Raw genomic sequence first — 19,180 nt, forward strand, 5'->3', positions numbered from 1 at the left:
GCTTACTCCAGATCGATTCTTGTATTAGGCGATGGGTAATCAGCGGTCCTGGTAATTGGGATCGCGCTTGTCGACAAAAGCCGCCACCGCTTCATGATGGTCTTCGGTGTGATGCGCCAACGCCTGATACGCCGCCGACAATTCCAGCAGCGAATCGAGGCGCATATGTTGGCCTTCGCGCAGCAGACGCTTGCACAGGCGTAACGCATGACCCGGGTTGCTGGCGATTCGGCGCGCGAGCGCCTGCGCTTCCGATTGCAGCGTTTCGTGGGTGCAGACTTGCTCGACAAGCCCCCATTCCAGCGCCTTGGCTGCATCGATAGCGTCACCGGTAAACGCCATCAGACTGGCTTTAGGGATACCAATGATGCGCGGCAACAGCCAGGCGCCGCCGTCACCCGGAACGATGCCCAGACGCACGAAACTCTCGGCAAAGATCGCCTTGGGCGCCGCCAGCCGGATATCGCACATACAGGCAAGATCGAGGCCCGCACCGATCGCCGGGCCGTTAACCGCGGCGATCACCGGGATATCCAGCTCATAAATCGCCAGGGGAATACGCTGAATGCCGTCCCGGTAGGTATTGCGCAGTTCATACGGCGAGCCGGCGAAAATGCCGCCGCGCTCGTGCATGTCCTTGACGTTGCCACCGGCACAGAAAGCGCTGCCATTGCCGGTAAGCACCATTACCCGTACCGACATGTCACGGCGCAGTTCAGCGCAGAGATCGACAAACTCCTGGATCTGCTCGCGCGTCGTCAGGGCATTGCGCGTGTCGGGATGGTTCATGCGCACGGTGACGATGCCGCCCTCACGCTCAATCTGTAGAAACGGGCTCATACCGGATTACTCGCGAGACGGGTTAAGGGTTGTTGGCCATGGCTGGTGAGCAAGGGCCAGTATCCATCGCTGCCGCCTTGGCATATCTGAGTACCCAGGCGTTGACTCCAAAGGCTGGCCGAGCCGAATTCACTGCGCCACGCCCACAACCGACGGGTGAGCAGATGCAGCGGATATTCCTCGGTAAAGCCAATGGCGCCATGCACTGAATGGGCGATGCTTGCGCCGACGCTTGCGGCTTCTGCGGTGCTGATTTTTGCCGCGGCAATGGTCAGCGCCGCGAGCCCCGCACTGGATTCCGTGAAGGCCGCCTCGGCCGCGATGCCGGCGGCGGCAGCCTGCTCAGCGAACACTGCAAGCTGTTGTTGAATGGCCTGGAAAGAACCAATTGCCTTGCCGAACTGCTTGCGTTCACCGGCATAGTTGGCGGTCATGTCCAGTAGGGCGTGCAAAGCCCCGGCGGTCTGCGCCGCGCGCAGCATCGCGCCGCCCAGTTCCAGGACGTTGGCGTCGAGCCCGCCGGGCAACGGTGCTTGTGCCAGTACCTGGGCACTGGTGAAACCCAAATCATCGCGCGGTTCGCCTGCCACATTCAGACTCAACGTCAGTTCACTCGCCGCGATTCGCGACAGCAGCACCACATGCGCCACGCCGGTTGGGCTATTGGCGATGGCGACGACCGCTTCAACGTTGCGCCCCCAAGGGACCGAGTAGACGGTGCCGTAAACGCGCTCGCCCTCAAGTACCAGATCGGCGTTGGCGGCCACGCTGATGGCACCTGCCCTGCCCTCCAGGCCAGCCCTGCTCAGCAGCCAATTGCCGAGCAGGGCTTCACCCAAAGGTGCAGGTACTGAAAAGCGCCCAGCGGCACGGATCAGCACATACATATCGGCCCAACTGGCCTCAGCGCCGCCCAGCGCTTCGGTGACACCCGCCAGGGTGAAGCCCGACTCGTCCAGCGCAGCCCATAACTCGGCCGGCCATTCGCCGCCTTCACAGCTCATCACATAAGCCGGCGTCGCCAGATCGGCAAACAGGCGTTCAATCGTCGCTTCGAATATCTCGCGCATTATCGCAACCCCAGGCCGCGGGCAATGATGCCGCGCAGAATTTCGCGAGTGCCCCCGCGCAGTGAGAATGAGGGCGCCATCTGTGTCAGGTAGGCCAGCACGCGTGCGTGCTCGCTGCCGCCGTCCTGCCGTGGCTCGGTTTCCAGCAACAGCTGGGCTACTTCGGGAATTTCCTGCTCAAAAGCATTGCCAAGGTCTTTCACACAGGAGGCCGCCCAGGCTGGATGTTCACCCGCTGCCAACTGTGCCGTGACCGACAACGACATATTGCGCAGCGTCAGCAGCTTGGCTGACAGTCGCCCGATCTCCCGCGCTTGTAGTGCGTCAGGGGACTTGCCCACCGCGTCGATCAGTGTTTTCAACAACGCCATACAACTGAGGAAGCGTTCAGGGCCGCTGCGTTCGAAGGCCAGTTCGGCGGTCACCTGGTCCCATCCCTTCCCTTCAGTGCCGATCAAAGCGTCGGCGGGTAGCCTTACATTGTCGAAGAACACTTCGTTGAAGTGCTCGCCACCGGCCAGGTCGCGAATCGGGCGAATGGTGATGCCGGGCAGGCTCAGGTCGACGATGAATTGCGACATGCCCTCATGCCGGGCCGCTTGTTTCTCACCGGTACGCACCAGGGCAATCATGTACTGCGAATGGTGCGCGTTGGTGGTCCAGACCTTCTGGCCATTGACGAGCCAGCTATCGCCATCACGCACAGCAGTGCTTTTGATCGAAGCCAGGTCCGAGCCGGAATTGGGCTCGCTCATGCCAATGCAGAAGTAACTTTCACCCCGGCAAATGGCTGGAAGAAAGTGCTGTTTTTGTTGCTCGGTACCGAAGCGATTGATCAGCGGCCCACTTTGCCGGTCGGCGATCCAGTGAGCCGATACCGGCGCACCGGCGGCCAGCAATTCTTCAATGATCACGTAGCGTGCAAAAGGACCCGCCTCGCCACCGCCGTAGGCTTTGGGCAAGGCCATGCCCACCCAGCCCCGCGCGCCGAGCTTCTTGCTGAATTCAGCGTCGAAGCCCATCCAGGACTGTGCACTCAAGGTCGGTGGGTAATCGGCCAGTGTGTCGAGAATGAACGCCCGCACTTCGGTGCGAAGCGCTTCCGCCTCGGGAGGAATATTACTGTAGGAAAATTGACTGATGGCCATATGCGCTCTCTAACGCTGAACACAGGCGCAATCGCTTCGAACGAAGCGACCACAGATCGGCAACCGCTCCACAGTCGCCGTTGGCCGGCGACTGTAGGAACAGCGGCAACTTACAACGCGGTTTGCGCGTCAGCCTCGGCAAACATCGCATTGATGTCGCCGGAGGTGACCGGCTTGTTGTCGTGACGACCATGATCGGCACCACCCAAGCCCAGTGCTGGCTCGGTGCTGACGTGCGTGGCCTGAGCCCGCAGCGCGCCGACCGTGCAGTTTTCCCGACCGTGGATAGCGAACGGATCGAAGGAAAACTCACGCATTGCGTTCAAGTGAGTGACTTTGTCGATCATCTCTTTAGGCAGGTGCTGCAACCCTTCCCAAGCGGTTTCCGGCGAGTTCGGCCAGGTGCAGTCGGAGTGCGGGTAATCGCTTTCCCACGTAACCATCTCGGCGTTCAGATAATCGAGGTTCTTCAGGCCGAAATTATCTTCAATGAAGCAGGTGATGAAGTGCTTGTTGAAGATGTCGCTGGGCATCTTCCCGTCGAAGTTGGAATTGGTCCACGCGTTATGGTGACGGTGGGTGAAGTCAGCACGCTCCAGCAAATAAGGAATCCAGCCGATGCCGCCTTCGGAAAGCGCCATGCGCAGGTCCGGGAATTTCTTCCACATCGGCGCCCAGATCCAGTCTGCGGCGGAGTTGGCGATGGAAATCGGCATGGAGGTGATCCAAGCGTCGATAGGCGACAAATCCGAAGCGTGTTGAGCTTTCACGCCGGTACCGATATGGCAGCAGATCACCACCTTGTTATCGCTGCAGGCTTTCCACAGCGGGTCCCAGTAATCGCTATGGATCGACGGGTAGCCATGAATAGCCGGGTTGTCCGACAGCGAAAGCGCGTGCACACCTTGTCTGGCCAGACGTTCGACTTCGGCAGCCGCGGCTTTCATGTCCCACCACGGCACGATCATCAGCGGAATGAAACGGCCTGGCGCAGCGTTGCACCAATCGTGCAAATGCCAGTCGTTGTAGGCCTGGATGGCCGCCATCGCCACGTCTCGGTCAGCGTGTACCTGGAAACGCTGTCCGGCAAAACCCGGAAAGGTGGGGAAGCACAATGAACCGAGTACGCCGTTGGCGTTCATGTCGTCGACGCGGTCCTTGATGTTCCAGGTGCCACGGCGCATTTGCTCGTAGCCCAGCGGCTCCATGCCGTATTCCTCTTTTGGTCGACCGACCACGGAATTGAGGCCCATGTAGCCAGTGGCCTGTTCCTCGAAGACCCACACATCACGATCACCCTTTTTGACCACATGCGGCTCACGACCCTTGAAGCGGGCGGGCATGTGGCGAGCAAAAGCATTCGGCGGCTCGATCGCGTGGTCATCGACGCTGACAAGAATCAGATCTTCAACTTTCATTGTTTTCCCCTTCGCATTCGGGCTTGTTGTTGTGCCTGAATCATAGTGCACATCTCTATTTAATTAAACACATTTTTTGAATCTGTTCATATTAAATCGAGTGCGCATCTCCATCAGTCCCACAGCACGTGCAAATAGTGCGGACCGCGCAGCTGTGCGCCGACGATCTGCGGCCCGGGTTTGTCAGGGTCGAGACGGATGTTGGGCATCAGGTCGAGGATCGCATTCAGTGCGCAGTTGATCTCGGTTTTGGCCACGAATTGACCGATACACATGTGTGGGCCAAAGCCGAAGCCAAACGAAGGTTTGGGCTTGCGGTCGATGTCGAATTTATCGGCGTTTTCGAATGCATCTTCGTCGCGATTGGCCGAGGTCACGATGCATTGCACCATTGCCCCTTTGGGGATGGCTACACCGCGGATCTCCAGGTCCTTGGCGGCCTGACGCACCTTGAAGGTGGCCACAGGCTCGAAGCGCACCGCCTCGTCGATGGCCTTGTTTACAAGGCTACGGTCATTACGCACCCGCTCCAGCACCTCCGGATTTTGCAGCAGCAACGACATCAAGGTACCGAAGGTGCGAGTCGTGGTTTCGCTGGCAGCCGGGAGCAGTGAGCGTACAAAGGTGGCGATTTCATGATCGTCCAGCGACCGTCCTTGATACTCCGCGTTGATCAGCCGGCTGATCAGGTCATCGCCCGATGCGCCCTCGGCGCGACGCTCGGACACCACCACTTTCACCACATCGTACAGAGCCTGAGCGGCCTGCATGGCCGCGCCGCGGGCCGCGGCGGCTTTTTCCGGATCGACTTGCGGGCCCGCCAGGATGGCCAGCGCCCAGGCCGCGTACTGCTCGATCTGCTCGGGACGATCCTCGGGAAAGCCGATCAACGCGTAAATCACCCGGATCGGAAAATACAGGGCAAAGTCCATCAGATCGGCACCCTTGGCCGGGACCATCGGCTTGAGATACTCCTCGCGAATCACCCGATCGATCTTAGTTTCTTTCCAGCGATTCACCGTCTCGGGCATGAATACCGGTTGCAGCAGATTACGGATGTTCTTGTGAGCATCCCCGTCCATTGCAGTGAGGATCAAGCCATCGAAAAACGCACCCAGCCCCTCGGCGATAAAACCGCTGGTAAAGGTGCCGGCGTCACGCATGACCGCCATGACATCGTCGTATTTGAACAGTGTGAAGGTTGGCCGGCTGGCATCCAGGCCGGCAATCGACGGCACGCCCAGACTTGCCATGAAGTTGCCTTGCAGCACGGGCGAATTGGCGCGCATATCGCGGTAAGTCGCGTGCAGGTCGATATCGCTGGTACCGCGATAATTACTGGCTACGTCGGTGAAAGCCTTCGTCAGATCGTTCTGCACCGGTGTGGACATGATCGTCTCCGCTATTTTTGTCATTATTTTTTGTCAGGTAGCTGCTTAAGGCCATACCTTCTGGCTGATAATAGGCCTGACTAGATCGGTATTGGACACTTATTAATAATTCGATCAACTATTTGTGCTGCGAGACGTGTCAATAGGCCTGCTGCACCAGTGTCATGCGGCCACCCGCCAACATCAGGGCGCAGTACAGCCCCAGCTCTGCCACCTGGGCGTCAGAGAAAAACTCCCCGAGTCGCAAGAAATGCGTGTCGTCGATCTCCAGGTAATCGCTGGCAAACAACTCGGCATAACGCAACGCGGCACGTTCGGCTGGCGTGAAGGACTCGCTGTCCGTCGCCATGCACGCAATATCCTCTTCAGTAACTGAGTCGGACTTGCGCGCCAGTTGGCAGGCCTGGCAAGTGGTGATGCTGGCGATTTTCAGCCGCACCAACTCGCGTAAACGCTCATCGAGCAGGCTGTCGCTGTGCAGGCTCTCCATCAAACCCAGCCAGGCCAGGGCTACCTTGGGTCGGTGAGCCCAGACCTGCACCGGCGTCGTTGAACTGAGCATGCGACTGCGCCGGCCCCGCTCCACCGCGTCTTGCAACGCAGCCGGCATGGCATCCAGTGGGATCAGCGGTAGGCGCGCCATCTCAATCGAGCCGTTCGATAATGGTCGCCGTGCCCATGCCGCCGGCGCAGCAAATGGCTTGCAGGCCAAAACGCCCGCCGCGGCGCTCAAGCTCGTTCAACAAGGTGGTCATCAAGCGTGCACCACTGGCGCCCAATGGATGACCGAGGGCAATAGCGCCACCGTTGACGTTCAACTTGTCGTGCGACACACCGGTCTCCTGCATCCAGGCTAGCGGCACCGAGGCAAACGCTTCATTGACCTCGAACAAGTCGATGTCGTTGATGTTCAGCCCGGCCTGGCTCAACACCTTTTGGGTGGCAGCAATCGGCCCGGTGAGCATTAACGTCGGATCGGACCCGACGGTTGTGAACGCCACAATCCGCGCTCGAGCCCTGAGCCCGAGTTTTTTCGCGGTTTCGGCACTCATCAACAGCAATGCCGCTGCTCCGTCGGAGATCTGTGACGAGTTGCCAGCGGTGATTCGACCGGTGTCCGGACGAAAACTGGTTTTTAGCGTCGACAGTTTTTCCCGCGATGTATCACGGCGAATGGTTTCGTCCTCGCGCAACACAGCAACTGGCTCCGTCAGCACTTGCTCTCGTAGCTCCTCGACCGCAACCGGCACTATTTCATTATCGAAATAACCAGCATCGGACGCCGCGGCAGCACGCTGATGGCTGGCAAAAGCGAAATCATCCAGCGCATCGCGACTGAGCGCCCATTTGTCGGCGATACGTTCAGCAGCCTCGCCCTGACTGGTCAGTTCATAGCGTTGCACTGCCATCCAGCCAAACGCTTCGCCGTGAATTTCACGGTTACTGCCCATGGGCACGCGGCTCATGTTTTCCGCACCACCTGCCACCACGATATCAGCGGATCCAGCCGCGATGGCGCCAACGGCCAAATGCACGGCCACTTCGCCCGACCCACATTTACGGTCGATGGTCAGGCCCGGCACGGTGACCGGCCAACCGGCACCGAGCAAGGCTGTACGGGCGATGTTGGCGGACTGCTCGCCAATTTGCGTGACATTGCCAAATATCACATCGTCGACCAACGTCGGCGACACATCGACCCGTTCCAGCAACCGGCTGAGCACCAGCGACCCGAGGTGATCGGCGCGCACGCCGGCCAGGCTGCCGCGGAACTTGCCGATTGGCGTGCGTACCGCATCAACTATGACGATGTCTTTCATAACGCACTCGCCTTGAGCCCTGAACCTGGTACTTGTTTACCGTCTTCGTAGCGGTAAACCCCCTGCCCTGACTTTCGCCCCAGTCGCCCGGCAGCGACCATTTTGATGATCAGCGGGCACGGCCTGAATTTCTCACCCAGGGTCTGATGCAGATAACGCAGAACAGACAGCCGCGTATCCCAACCAGTCAGGTCACCCAGCTCCAATGGGCCCATCGGATGGTTAAAGCCCAGGCGCAGAGCCGTGTCGATGTCTTCAGCGGTCGCGGTGCCTTCCTGCAGCATCCACATTGCCTCGTTGCCCAACAGCGCAGACATGCGACTGGTGGTCAATCCTGGTGACTCATTGACGATGATCGAGGTTTTGCCAATCTGCTCGCACAAGGTACGCGTGCGCGCCACGACCTCATCACTGGTAGCCAGCCCCCGCACGAGCTCCACCAGTTTCATTTTGTGCACCGGATTGAAGAAGTGCATGCCGATCACGCGATCTGCACACTCCACTGACGCCGCAATTTCGGTCACGCTCAGGGCCGACGTATTGGTCGCTATAATCGCGTCCGGTGCCAGCAGTGGCGCCGCTTGCGCGAGCACCGCCTTCTTCACTGCCAACTGCTCTGAGACTGTTTCAACCAGCCAATTGGCGCCACTCGCCGCTTCAGTCAAGTCGCTGCAGGTCAGTAGATTGGCCAACGATTGCCGGGCTTTTTCTTCGCTGACTTTGCCCAGGCGCACGCCATCGGCGAGGATTTTTTCGATGCTCGCCCTGGCGTTTGTCAGGGAGGCGGCATTGGTATCGACCAACAAGGTACTGAAACCGGAGCTGGCGAACGCATGCGCAATACCGGTGCCCATCAGACCCGCACCGACGACGACTACTTTTTCTTTATTGGCGTTCATGTTTGGCTCTCGATTAGGCGCGGTTCTTTTTACTGACCACATTGCGCAACGTGCCAATGCCTTCGACGCTGGCTTCGACCACATCGCCTTCCTTGAGGAACAGACCGGTGCCCATCCCCACTCCCGCCGGCGATCCCGTGAACAACACATCGCCACAGGCAAAACTCGAGCGCTGCTGGACAAAGCGGATCAGATGATCAACACCCCAGGTCATTTCGCCGGTGGAGCCGTCCTGGCGCGTCTCACCATTTACTTTCAAGGTCAGGCGCAGCGTTGGTGACCCTTGCGCAAATTCATCCTTCGTGACGATCCAGGGACCAAGTCCAGTAGTCCGATCCTGGCTTTTGGCCGCGAACAGATCCATGCCGATGCCCGCCGGCCCACTACGCTGCAGATCGCGCGCGCTGACGTCATTGCCGACGGTGTAACCGAGCACGCAGGCAAGCGGGTTTTCCAGGTCAATCTCGTCAGTACCGATGACCGCCACCAATTCAACTTCGTGATCGAGCTCCTCAGTCAACGGTGGAAAGCGGATCGGGTCATTGGCGCCAATCAGCGCGCCATAAGCCTTGAGAAAGGCGACTGGCTGGGACGGCGCACTCAATCCAAACTCCACCAGATGCTTGGCGTAATTAGCGCCAGCCACGACCACCCGGTTGACGGGTTCTATCGGCGGCAACAGGCGCACTTTGGAAAGGGGGAGCGCTGGCCCGGCGAATCGCAACGAACTGATGCCGCGTCCGGCAGTCACGCCGGGCGCCCAATCTTTGAAATTGCCGGAAATTGGCGTCACCTGGTCCTGGGCCTCATCCACGACAGCCCAAAAAACGCCGGTAGCAAAATACTCACATCGTGCCAGCTTCATCAGGCACCTACCTTGCCCAACTTGGCAGGATCGATGTGCAGCAAGCGGCATGCGTTTTCATAGCGAATCTTGCGCAAGTCGGCGTCGGACAACTTCAGGCCATGGGTCAGGTCGTGACGCACGGCATCGCTACCGCCGAAGTTGCTGCCGTACAGCACATGGTCTGCACCGATGATATCGACCAACGCCTGGCGCATCGGTACTTCATGCAGCTCAACGTCGAAGTAGAAGTTTTTCATGTACTCGAGCAGCGGCTTTTTGTTGTATTTGACGTCGAGGTTCTCGTTGGTCTTGGCCAGACGACCGAGCTGGTACGGGACATAGCCGCCGCCATGGGTGATGTACACCTTAAGGTCAGGGAAGCGATCCAGTACGCCGCCGCAAATCAGGTTCCAGAAACAACGGCTTTCGTCGTACTGCATGCCAACGATGGCGGTGGTTTCGTAACGGTCGTCGTTGGCGTTCTTGCCCCAGGTGACCGACTGGTTGTAGCCGTGAATAAACATCGGCAGATCCAGATCACAGAGGGTTTTCCACACCACGTCGAGTTCCGGCGAATCGAACTCCAGGCCGCCGAAGTTGGCGCCGCCAGCGACCAGACCTTTAGCGCCCAGTACGGTGCAGGCGTAGCGCAATTCAGCCGCCGCCGCTTCTGGCGCATTCAAAGGCACGTGAGCCCAGAACATCAAGCGATCAGGAGCTGCGGAGCAGTATTCAGCCAATGTCTCGTTGACGGTACGGGCGAAAGGCACGGCGAATTCGGCTTCGGTCCAGTACATGTAGCAGTGGGACGGTACGGACACGACCTGCAGGTTTTGTCCCGCCGCATCCATGCCAGCCAAGCGCACTTTCGGATCAGCCCAGCGCGCAAAATACTCTTCAAGCTTGGGCCCCTTGCCGGAGCGCACGGCAGCCTTACGCTCTGGCGACCCAAGACCGAGAATCCAGTCACCGACACGCAGCTTGATATCGCCATCGGCGTGCTGCTCAAAGAACGGCCCCCAGTGAGGGTGCTGGTTGTAATAGCCAGGGTGCGGTGCGTGGGCGTGAAGATCGATAAGCATGTCTAGGTACCTCGAAGTTGGCACTTTTTGTTGGTTATTTGTGCGGTGCCTTCACGTGGCCTGGATCAAATTGCCGCGAAAAGGGGAAGCCGACGGCTCACTGCCAAGACCAGAGCTTAAGATTAAATTGAGCAGAAATCAAAATACTGTTCAATTTATTTTATTTGCGCGCGGAGAGGCCTGACCCAGAGCCCTCGACTCGCGTCGAAAAATGCTTAGAGGGGTCCAAAACTTCGAGTCAGCCTCGAAAAAGAGTGGAATGCAGGAGGGGAAAAATTAGCGTACGGAAACGCAAAGCCCCCGATAAACGGGGGCTTTTGTTTGCGCGATGGGTAGTTCTTTAAGGTCAGCGGCGGGTGCGCGAGGTAGAACCCATGATCAGCGCGCCCAGGAGTTTTTTCACCCGGACCGGGAACAATCGACGCCCCGCGGCTTCTGGCACGAGGATTTCGCTCAACACGTAACGAATGATCATTTCGCAGATCAGCTCACGGTCAAGACGCACCCCGAGGCGTTCGTCCCAGTCGTCGAAAACGATGCCCAGGCCATCCTGAAAGCGCACGATCGAATCGTGGAAAATCCGTCGGAAGAAGCCCAGCGCGTAGTCGGGTGCAACCACCAGAAGACGCCGAGCCCGACTTTGCTCCAGGTAGTTGTCGAGATAGGCAAACAGCGCATTCAAGCGCGCTTCAGGATCACTGATGTGACCGAGTTCCTGGGACAGCGAGCTGTGAAAGCTTTCGCGCTTGTGGCGTGAAAAGGTGTCCAGCAAGTCCTCTTGCGAAGCGAAATAGCGATAAAAGGTGCCACGGGAAACGCCCGCTACCTGGCACACATCCAGGATCGAAATACGATCCGCGCCAGACATCAGCACGACTTCCTCAGTGGCTTTAAGGATGTTGGCAATGGTTTCTTCCGAACGGCGATTCGGCTTGACTTTGGTTCCTGCCACTGAGTTGGCAGCAGCACGTCGCTCGACGGGTTTAGCCGGGCTCGCCCCTGCTTCAGGTGGCGCATTTTTTTTGGGTTTGCTAGCCGGCGCTGGCGCCTCTGCTTTCTTGGGTGCGGCTTTTGGCATGGCGTGACAGGCTCATGAAGAGTAAAGATTGTGCAACGTTAGCACAGGATCTGTGCATAAATAACACTATATGTTCAACTTATTGCTAAAGACATTTAAGACGTTTGTATTTAGAATCAGATTCTCTCTTCAAAATAAAATCAGGCAACCCGACCGCTTACGGATGCCTAAAGGAGAAAACTGATGGGTAGCAGTGGAAATCCAGACACCTGGGCAGTGGGAGAACGAGACACTGTCATTGACGCGTTAGATCGCGCGGTAGCAAGGCATCCAGACAAAATATTGCTGGATTTCAGCGGTGAGTTATACACATATGCTCAGGTTGACTCACTTTCCACCAAGATGGCCAACGCACTTGCCACCCTGGGCGTCAAGGCCGGTGAAACCGTGCTGACGATGCTGGATAACAATATCGATGCCGTCACCACCTGGCTGGCCATCAACAAGCTCTGCGCCGTGAGTGTGCCGATCAACACCGCGCTCAAGGGCGAGTTCCTCCGCCATCAGATCGCCGATACCGGCACCTCGGTGGTAATTTGCGAAGCAGCCTACCTGCCACGCATCACCCCGCTCGCCTCACAACTGCAGGACGTCCACCACATTCTTCACCGTGGCACCCTCGAAGCAGTTCCTGATTGCCCGATTCGTATTGCGCCACTGGATGAATGGCGTGGCCATGACGCCACCCCACTCGTCAATAAACCGCAACCTTCAGACCTCGCCTGCCTGATTTACACCTCGGGTACAACGGGCCCTTCCAAGGGCTGCATGATCAGCTACAACTTCATGTGCAATCTGGCGCGCCTGCAACTACGTGCCGGTCCGGCCAGTGCCGACGACGTCACCATCACGCCGCTGCCGCTGTTTCACATGAATGCGCTGTGTGTATCCATCATTGCCAGCATTCTGGTGGGCGCGCGCGCCGCCATTCTTGCGCGGTTCTCGGTCTCGAATTTCTGGCCGGAAGTGGAGCGCTCGGGCGCGACCATTGCCTCGATCCTGGGTGGCATGGGCGGCCTCCTCGCCCAGGCGCCAGATAACGAAGCGATGTTGCGCTGCGTCGGGCAGATCCATACCGCCCGTGGCAACCCTTATACCGAAGAAACCAAAAAGATCTGGCGCGAGCGCTTCGGCACCAAGCTGGTAGGCGGCAACGGCTATGGCCTGACCGAAGCCTGCGTTATCACTTCGCTGGCTGCCGGGGAATACGCCGCGCCCGGCTCGTCGGGTAAACGTATTGCAGATTTTGACGTTAGGATCGTCGACGACCTCGATCAGGAAGTACCGCCCAACTCCCCTGGCGAAATCGTGGTGCGCCCGCTCCGTCCCGACATCATGTTCCAGGGCTACTGGCGTCGTCCGGAGGATACCCAGAAGCTGATGCGCAACATGTGGTTCCACACCGGCGACGTTGGCAAATTCGATGATGATGGCTTCTTCTACTTTGTCGACCGCAAGAAGGACTACATGCGTCGCAGGGGGGAGAACATTTCCAGCTTTGAAATGGAAGCAGCCTTTGCTTCTCACCCGGCACTGGCCGAAGTGGCGGTGCATGCCGTGCCTTCTGATAAAGGCGAGGATGATGTGAAGGTGACTGCCGTACTGCATGAAGGCGTGACGCTAGACCCGGAGCAGCTGTTCCATTGGGCCACCGACTCGGTGCCCTACTATGCCTTGCCGCGCTACATCGAGTTTCGCAGCAGCTTGCCGAAAAACCCGCAGGGGCGGGTGTTGAAGTATCTGCTGCGCGATGAAGGTAAAACCGCCGCCACCTGGGATCTGGAAACCACATCGATCGTGGTGTCCAAAAAGTAACGGTCCTGCCCGGTATGTCTCGTCGATCCAACGTCGAAAGCCCGCTTTGAAGCGGGCTTTCGCGTCTCTTGGGCCTGGAGCCTTCTTTGCAGGAGCGAGCTTGCTCGCTCCTGCATCAACCGGGGTAATCAATACTCGCGCACGGGAATGCCTTTGGGGCGGGAGTTGTAACCGGGTAAGTGCAGGCCACCATCGACGTGAATGGTCTCGCCAGTGATAAAGCGCGACATCTCCGAAGCGAGGAATACCACCACCGGCCCGATATCAGCTTCAGGCTCGCCACAGCGCCCCAACGGACGCATCGAAGCGGACATTTCGGCAAACCCCGGGTTCTCTGCAGCGAGTTTGTGAAAGGTCGCACCCATCGCAGTCGGTGCGATGGCATTGGTTCGAATGTTGAACCGCCCCCATTCAGAAGCCGCGCTACGAGTCAGCCCCACGATCGCTGCCTTTGCCGTGTTGTAGTCGCCGTGCAACCAGGCGCCGATCTCGATATCGATGGAATAGAAGTTGATAATCTTGCCGCCGCCTCTCGCTTTCATGTGGGGCAGTGCGGCTTTCATCGCCCACCAGGCCGCCCACACTGTAGAACCGAGGGTTTTCTCCAGCATCGCGTCGGTTTTTTCTTCCAGAAGGACATTGGGTGTTGGCGCAAAGGCGTTGTTAACCAATATGTCCAGACCACCGAACTGATCAACGGCCAATTGCACGGCAGCTTCGATATCGGCCTTGCTGCACACGTCGGTCTTGATGAACACCGCTTGGGCACCCAGCGCTTTGAGTTCGGCGACTATGGCCTCGCCACTGGTGACATCCAGCTCGGCGACCACCACAGCAGCGCCCTCTTTGGCAAAGTTCAGCGCGATACCGCGGCCTATTCCGCCACCTGCACCGGTAATCAACGCGACCTGTTCGTTTAGCAGTGCCATAGCCACTCCATTTCTTGTTTTTTAGTGAACATTTTTGGTTATAGTGTTCAAATATAGCTGATTTCGTCAGCCTGAACAGCATTGAAGCAAGGATATTGAGGATGAGTGTATTTCGTCGCCGCGTAGACATCATTGCTCATCCCGGCAATGGCACGGGCGAAGTCCGAGCCGCGCTGGAAGACGACTTCCACCACTTCCGTGTCTGGGTCTGCCACCATCAAGGTGAAGTCACCGCCATTGGCGGCGAAGCGCTTCGCTACCCTTATTCCTTGTGCCCTCAGGCTTGCGATCAATTACAGCACCTGGTGGGCATGAAACTGGACCGGATAGCCCACTCGGTCACCCGTCAGACCGATGCCAGTCATCAATGCACCCATCTGCTGGACCTCGCGGGCCTCGCTGTCGCGGCGGCCGCTCGAGGCCCCCACCAGCGCCGTTATGACATCAACGTCGGCCAGCGTATTGCCAATCACACTCGCGCTACGTTGCTGTGCGACGGCGTTGAAAAGCTGAGCTGGGAAGTCGATGGCACCCTGATCGAAAGACCAGCCCCCTACTGCGGCATCAACCTTCGCGAAGGTATGGCACGCTGGGCACTGAGCACCCTCAATGAAGAAGCCGCCGAAGCGGCTCTTTTGCTTCGCCGCTGCACCCTGATTTCGATGGGGCGTGCGTACAACCTCGACGCCCAGATTCACGCCGCTACCAGCGCCCTCTGCTACAGCCAGCAACCCGAACGTGCGGAGCAGGCACTGCGCATGAAAGGCTCGACTCTGGATTTCAGCCACGAGCAGCTCAAGTTGTGCGCAGAGGATCAGCAATGGCTGAGACAACAGCAATAGCCGCTTCGCTCTTGCGTCAAGAACAGAGCGGCCAATGCCTTCAAGGTACGGCGATCCGGGTTCAAACCAGACCGCCGGTACGAACTAGAGGAAGACGGCCAGATTGGGTGTTCCAAGCACCGCCTGGTCAATGATGACTTCGCGCCGCGCCAACTTGAATCCCACTTCACTCAGGCGCAGCACATCACGCCGTTCGCCACTGATAATGTCGACGTGGTGGTCCTTGAACCGGCTACGGGTCAGCAGCAGGTAACTGGTCACCACAAACTCATCGCTCTTGTCGGTTTCTTCGACAAACACGTTGGTCACCAGACGTCGGGTACGCGAAGGAGGATCTTCCGCCCAGGCACTTTTGCCGGACAGGCGCAGGATTCGGCCCATGATCGAGCGGTAGTCATCGTGGTAATGCTGAACGCTGCGCACGATGGTGGTTTTCAACTCGGCGGCCAAGCGCGTCTGGCGTAGCGGCACTGTGTACACCAGGTCGGTGTCCAGGCGTTCGGCCCACTCCTGCAGGCGAATCTGGTCCAGCAGCGTGGCTTCCTCGTAGAGAAAGGTCACCACATCGTTGTAAATCGGCGAGCCTACCGGTACTCGCTTGGTACCGACTGGGGAACCCGGCTGGATATCCTCCACACCGCGTTGTTGAACCTGAGCCATGAGTCATTCCCTCACTTTTATTCTTGTTAATGCGGTTTCCAGCAACTGCGGCCCCTCAGGACCGCAGTCATACCAGGCGTAACAGACGCTTTACTTGTCGTCCGATGCAGTCATCAGCTCATGCCAGTACAACCACCAGTGCCACTGGGTATCGTCCTTGGTGAAACCTTCGTTGACGATGCCCGGGCCAGGCCAGCCTTCCGGCGCCCCCGTTTCAAAGACTGCCTGGTACTTCATCGTGCTCTTGCGGCCCATCGCCCCCTTGGCAGCCAGCGTCATGTGCGGCCAGGTATCGGAGTCATCCTGCTCGACCATGCCGGACGTGCCGAACAGCTGGATGGTTTGCTTGAGCATCTTGTCGCGCAATTCCGGGGAAGCGTCTTTCTCGGCAAATACCCAGTTGACGAACTCGAGCTTGTCCGGACCTTGCGGCACGTAGGCGTGCAGGGTCATCGAGCCGACGACAGTGCCATCCGGCTGCGGAATGTAGACAAAACCGAAAAGAATGTTCGGGAACATTCCACCGACTTGCGGCGGCATGCTGGTGAGCACTTTCAACTGATCTTCGGTCAAGTTGCGTGCCAGCTGTTCGACCATGTCGGCGGTCATGCCGGCAGGCGGCAATGCTTCGAGCTTCTGCTGCACACTCAACTCTGCCGGATCGAGGCCGGTCAGGCGCTTGATCTTGCGCGCCAGGTCGATGCAGCGCAGGGCATGGCCATGGGGCGAGCTGATTTCAACTCCGATCATTTCCGGGCTGAGGTCGGCTGTTTCACCCTCGCCTTTCTTGGCGTAATTGCCCACTTCGCCCAGCCAACGGTGCAAGGTCAGTGTGTGGAAACCGTCAGCCGCCGATTGCTCGCCAGCCGTTTTCCAGTTGGCGTTAACGATAAAGCGCTGCGGTGGGCCGAGTACTTCCATGCCCTTGTCGGAGCGGCAGAACAGCATGTCGTAATACCACTTGGCATCGCCGAGGAATTCGTCAAACGACGGCCCATCGATATTCCAGGTCGCAAAGACCAGACCGCCGTACAGCGTGACCCGTGCCTTTTTCAGGCCCAGTTCTTCTTTTGGCAGCATCTTGCCGTGCATGCACTCACGCTCGACGGGTGAGCCGACAAAGTCGCCATTCGGGCGGAAGGCCCAGCCGTGGTAGATGCATTTATGAATTTGCGTGTTGCCACAATCGGCGGTGCTGATGCGCATGCCGCGGTGCGGGCACACATTGAGGTTTACAAACACCTCGCCCTCTTTACCACGGGCAACAATGACCGAGTCGGAGCCCAGGTCGCGGACCATGAAGTCCCCGGAATTGGGGATCTCCGACTCGTGACCCAGGAGTACCCAGATCTTGCCGAAGATTTTTTCCATCTCCAGCTCGTAGATTTCGCGGTCAGACAACACGCGCATTTGTACTTCACGGCTAGAGGGATAGATGAGGTCAGAGACCTTGGTTCCATCAGACAATACGGGGCTTGTTCTTGTTAGCATGATTGCCTCCTGATCAGAGCGTCACGACAGTAGTCGCAGCGAAATATAAGACACTTTCTCTATTTATGTACATAGAATTCACTTTGTACTTGTAAGTGAATTCTTCCGTCATTCACGTACGCGTCAATCCTTGTTCGATGCCTTGCCCGCTTGAGTGCGCAGCACACCAATGCCGTCGATCTCCAGTTCAACCACATCGCCAGGCTTCAAATAACGCAATTGCTCCAGGCCGCAGCCGTTGCCGACCGTGCCGGAGCCCAGAAACTCGCCGGGGTACAGGGTTTCCGAGCGGGACACGTGGGCAATCACGTCTTCGAAACTCCAGCGCATATCGCGGGTATTGCCGCGCCCCCACTCCTCGCCATTGACCCGGGCGACCATGTTCAGGTCATAGGGATCACCCAGCTCATCGGCTGTCACCAGACAGGGGCCCATGATATTGGCGGTATCAAAATCCTTGCTCTTGGCCGGGCCGAGCATGCCGGGCATTTCCAGGGCCTGGGCGTCGCGGGCACTCATGTCGTTGAAGATGGTGTAGCCGACGATATGCGCCCGGGCGGCTTCACGGCTGATGTCCTTGCCGCGCTTACCGATGTAGCAACCGAACTCCAGTTCGAAATCCATCGCCCGGCTGTAGCTCGGCCATTGAAATTCATCGTCGATGCCAATCACCGCGAAACGGTTGCCCTTGTAGTAAATAGGCTGCTTGTTGAAAGTCTCGATGACCCGATCGTCAGCGCGGGTGTTCATCGCTTTCAGCGTGGCTTCCGGGTCTTCGGTACGCAGCGCACGGGCACGACGGGCCGCCGCGAAGCTCTGGCGCAGATGCAATTCGAAGCAGGAACAGTCGCGCATTTGTGGAGGCGGCTGGATCGGTGCACGCAGCTTCACGCTGGCACGCTCCAGCACCGCCGCCGAGGGTGCCTTAGCGACCAGTGAGCGGGCCAATTCCAGCGCCGGTTCGCCGGCCTCTACCAAAGCCAGAATGCTGCTCAACGCCACACTGTCACGACCTTCCAGCAAGCGGTAAGCGTGTTGCAGGTCGAGTACCTGCTGATCCCGATTGAGCAATGCACCCGCGCGCTCAAACCCTTCGGCGTCGGTATACGTCACCAGTCTCATACGCGACCACTCACGGGGAGCAGCGCACCGGTTACTGCTGCGGCTTCGTCGGATAAAAGAAACGCCACTACCGCCGCCAACGCCTGCGGAGTGACCCAGCGGCTGCTGTCAGCATCAGGCATGTCGGCGCGGTTGGCGGGGGTGTCAATGATGCTCGGCAGCACAGCGTTGACCGTTACACCACGATCCTTCAGTTCCTCGGCCAACGCCTCGGTCAACCGGGCCACACCGGCCTTGGAGGCGGCATAAGCCCCCATACCTGTTGCGGCTTTGACAGAGGCCAGCGCGCCAATGTTGACGATGCGCCCGGCCTTGGAATCCAGCAGGTGTGTCAACGCGGATTGAGAACTGACCACTGCGGTACGTACGTTCATCTGATAGAGGCGATCCCAGGTCAGCAGGCTGCCACCTTCGACGGTCTCCCAGGCAAACCCGCCCGCGACATTGACCAAACCGTCGATGCCACCCAAATGCCCCGCGACCTGCTCGAACGCAGCGCTGGCCGACTCGCTCGAAGTCAGGTCGACACCACCCAGGCACAGCAGGTTTTCCGTATCCAGCAAGGCAGCTGGGGCCTCGCTACGATCCAGCAACGCCACCCGGGCGCCTCGCGCCAGCAGAAATTTGCCAAGTGCGCTGCCGAGGGCACCAAACCCGCCGGTGACGACTACCCTCTTGTCCAATAGTGATTGGGACATCGCGAAATCCTCTTGTTGTTGTTTTACGGC

The 19,180-nt window shown here is 58.6% G+C and carries 18 protein-coding genes; 2 read left to right on the forward strand and 16 right to left on the reverse strand.

The window, feature by feature from the left end; genetic code table 11:
• Positions 1-39: 39 nt before the first annotated feature.
• The 11 genes from F8N62_RS14915 to F8N62_RS14965 form a co-directional block, all read right to left on the reverse strand.
• Complete coding sequence (locus F8N62_RS14915; RefSeq protein WP_057005059.1) at positions 40-840, reverse strand: crotonase/enoyl-CoA hydratase family protein; 801 nt, start codon at positions 838-840, stop codon at positions 40-42.
• Positions 837-1,910: an acyl-CoA dehydrogenase family protein gene (locus tag F8N62_RS14920; RefSeq protein ID WP_057005058.1), complete on the reverse strand. Its 1,074-nt coding sequence runs from the start codon at positions 1,908-1,910 to the stop codon at positions 837-839. Before F8N62_RS14920 ends, F8N62_RS14915 begins: the two co-directional genes overlap by 4 nt.
• A complete protein-coding gene (locus tag F8N62_RS14925; RefSeq protein WP_057005057.1) occupies positions 1,910-3,058 on the reverse strand; it encodes an acyl-CoA dehydrogenase family protein in 1,149 nt (382 codons plus the stop codon). The genes F8N62_RS14920 and F8N62_RS14925 overlap by 1 nt, the downstream gene beginning before the upstream one ends.
• 110 nt (positions 3,059-3,168) lie before the next feature.
• Complete coding sequence (locus F8N62_RS14930) at positions 3,169-4,476, reverse strand: amidohydrolase family protein (RefSeq protein WP_057005056.1); 1,308 nt, start codon at positions 4,474-4,476, stop codon at positions 3,169-3,171.
• Positions 4,477-4,589: 113 nt separating this feature from the next.
• Complete coding sequence (locus tag F8N62_RS14935; protein WP_057005055.1) at positions 4,590-5,867, reverse strand: cytochrome P450; 1,278 nt, start codon at positions 5,865-5,867, stop codon at positions 4,590-4,592.
• Between the two features lie 139 nt (positions 5,868-6,006).
• Positions 6,007-6,510, reverse strand: coding sequence for a carboxymuconolactone decarboxylase family protein (locus tag F8N62_RS14940; protein ID WP_169850674.1), 504 nt, complete (start codon positions 6,508-6,510; stop codon positions 6,007-6,009).
• A 1-nt stretch (position 6,511) separates the two neighbouring features.
• Positions 6,512-7,687 (reverse strand): thiolase family protein, encoded by a 1,176-nt coding sequence (locus F8N62_RS14945; protein ID WP_057005054.1) that lies wholly within the window; start codon positions 7,685-7,687, stop codon positions 6,512-6,514.
• Positions 7,684-8,586, reverse strand: coding sequence for a 3-hydroxyacyl-CoA dehydrogenase (locus F8N62_RS14950; RefSeq protein ID WP_057005053.1), 903 nt, complete (start codon positions 8,584-8,586; stop codon positions 7,684-7,686). Before F8N62_RS14950 ends, F8N62_RS14945 begins: the two co-directional genes overlap by 4 nt.
• 13 nt (positions 8,587-8,599) lie before the next feature.
• The gene (locus tag F8N62_RS14955; protein ID WP_057005052.1) at positions 8,600-9,451 is read right to left on the reverse strand and encodes a fumarylacetoacetate hydrolase family protein; all 852 of its coding nucleotides are present in this window, start codon (positions 9,449-9,451) and stop codon (positions 8,600-8,602) included.
• On the reverse strand, positions 9,451-10,515 hold the full coding sequence (locus F8N62_RS14960; protein ID WP_020300781.1) for an amidohydrolase family protein: 1,065 nt from the start codon (positions 10,513-10,515) through the stop codon (positions 9,451-9,453). Before F8N62_RS14960 ends, F8N62_RS14955 begins: the two co-directional genes overlap by 1 nt.
• Positions 10,516-10,861: 346 nt before the next feature.
• Entirely contained in the window at positions 10,862-11,593 is a 732-nt protein-coding gene (locus F8N62_RS14965; RefSeq protein WP_057005051.1) for a TetR/AcrR family transcriptional regulator, read from the reverse strand.
• Positions 11,594-11,776: 183 nt separating this feature from the next.
• Here F8N62_RS14965 and F8N62_RS14970 point away from each other — a divergent pair, with 183 nt between their 5' ends.
• Positions 11,777-13,408 carry an ATP-dependent acyl-CoA ligase gene (locus F8N62_RS14970; protein WP_057005050.1) on the forward strand — a complete coding sequence of 544 codons (1,632 nt, stop codon included), beginning with the start codon at positions 11,777-11,779 and terminating at the stop codon, positions 13,406-13,408.
• A gap of 128 nt (positions 13,409-13,536) precedes the next feature.
• Here the strand turns inward: F8N62_RS14970 and F8N62_RS14975 are convergent, their stop codons facing one another.
• Positions 13,537-14,337: an SDR family NAD(P)-dependent oxidoreductase gene (locus F8N62_RS14975; RefSeq protein ID WP_126588877.1), complete on the reverse strand. Its 801-nt coding sequence runs from the start codon at positions 14,335-14,337 to the stop codon at positions 13,537-13,539.
• Between the two features lie 101 nt (positions 14,338-14,438).
• Between F8N62_RS14975 and F8N62_RS14980 the strand changes: the two genes are divergently transcribed.
• Positions 14,439-15,179 (forward strand): DUF2889 domain-containing protein, encoded by a 741-nt coding sequence (locus F8N62_RS14980; protein WP_057005048.1) that lies wholly within the window; start codon positions 14,439-14,441, stop codon positions 15,177-15,179.
• Between the two features lie 84 nt (positions 15,180-15,263).
• Here the strand turns inward: F8N62_RS14980 and F8N62_RS14985 are convergent, their stop codons facing one another.
• From F8N62_RS14985 to F8N62_RS15000, 4 genes are all read right to left on the reverse strand, one after another.
• Positions 15,264-15,839, reverse strand: coding sequence for an aromatic-ring-hydroxylating dioxygenase subunit beta (locus tag F8N62_RS14985; RefSeq protein ID WP_057005047.1), 576 nt, complete (start codon positions 15,837-15,839; stop codon positions 15,264-15,266).
• Between the two features lie 90 nt (positions 15,840-15,929).
• The gene (locus F8N62_RS14990) at positions 15,930-17,330 is read right to left on the reverse strand and encodes an aromatic ring-hydroxylating dioxygenase subunit alpha (protein ID WP_057005046.1); all 1,401 of its coding nucleotides are present in this window, start codon (positions 17,328-17,330) and stop codon (positions 15,930-15,932) included.
• 123 nt (positions 17,331-17,453) lie between these two features.
• Entirely contained in the window at positions 17,454-18,452 is a 999-nt protein-coding gene (locus tag F8N62_RS14995; protein ID WP_020300788.1) for a fumarylacetoacetate hydrolase family protein, read from the reverse strand.
• Positions 18,449-19,150, reverse strand: a complete 702-nt coding sequence (locus F8N62_RS15000) for an SDR family NAD(P)-dependent oxidoreductase (RefSeq protein ID WP_020300789.1) — start codon at positions 19,148-19,150, stop codon at positions 18,449-18,451. Before F8N62_RS15000 ends, F8N62_RS14995 begins: the two co-directional genes overlap by 4 nt.
• Positions 19,151-19,180: the final 30 nt, after the last annotated feature.

Origin of the sequence: Pseudomonas fluorescens (genome assembly GCF_902497785.1) — a bacterium.
GTDB classification, from domain to species: Bacteria; Pseudomonadota; Gammaproteobacteria; order Pseudomonadales; family Pseudomonadaceae; genus Aquipseudomonas; species Aquipseudomonas fluorescens_BO.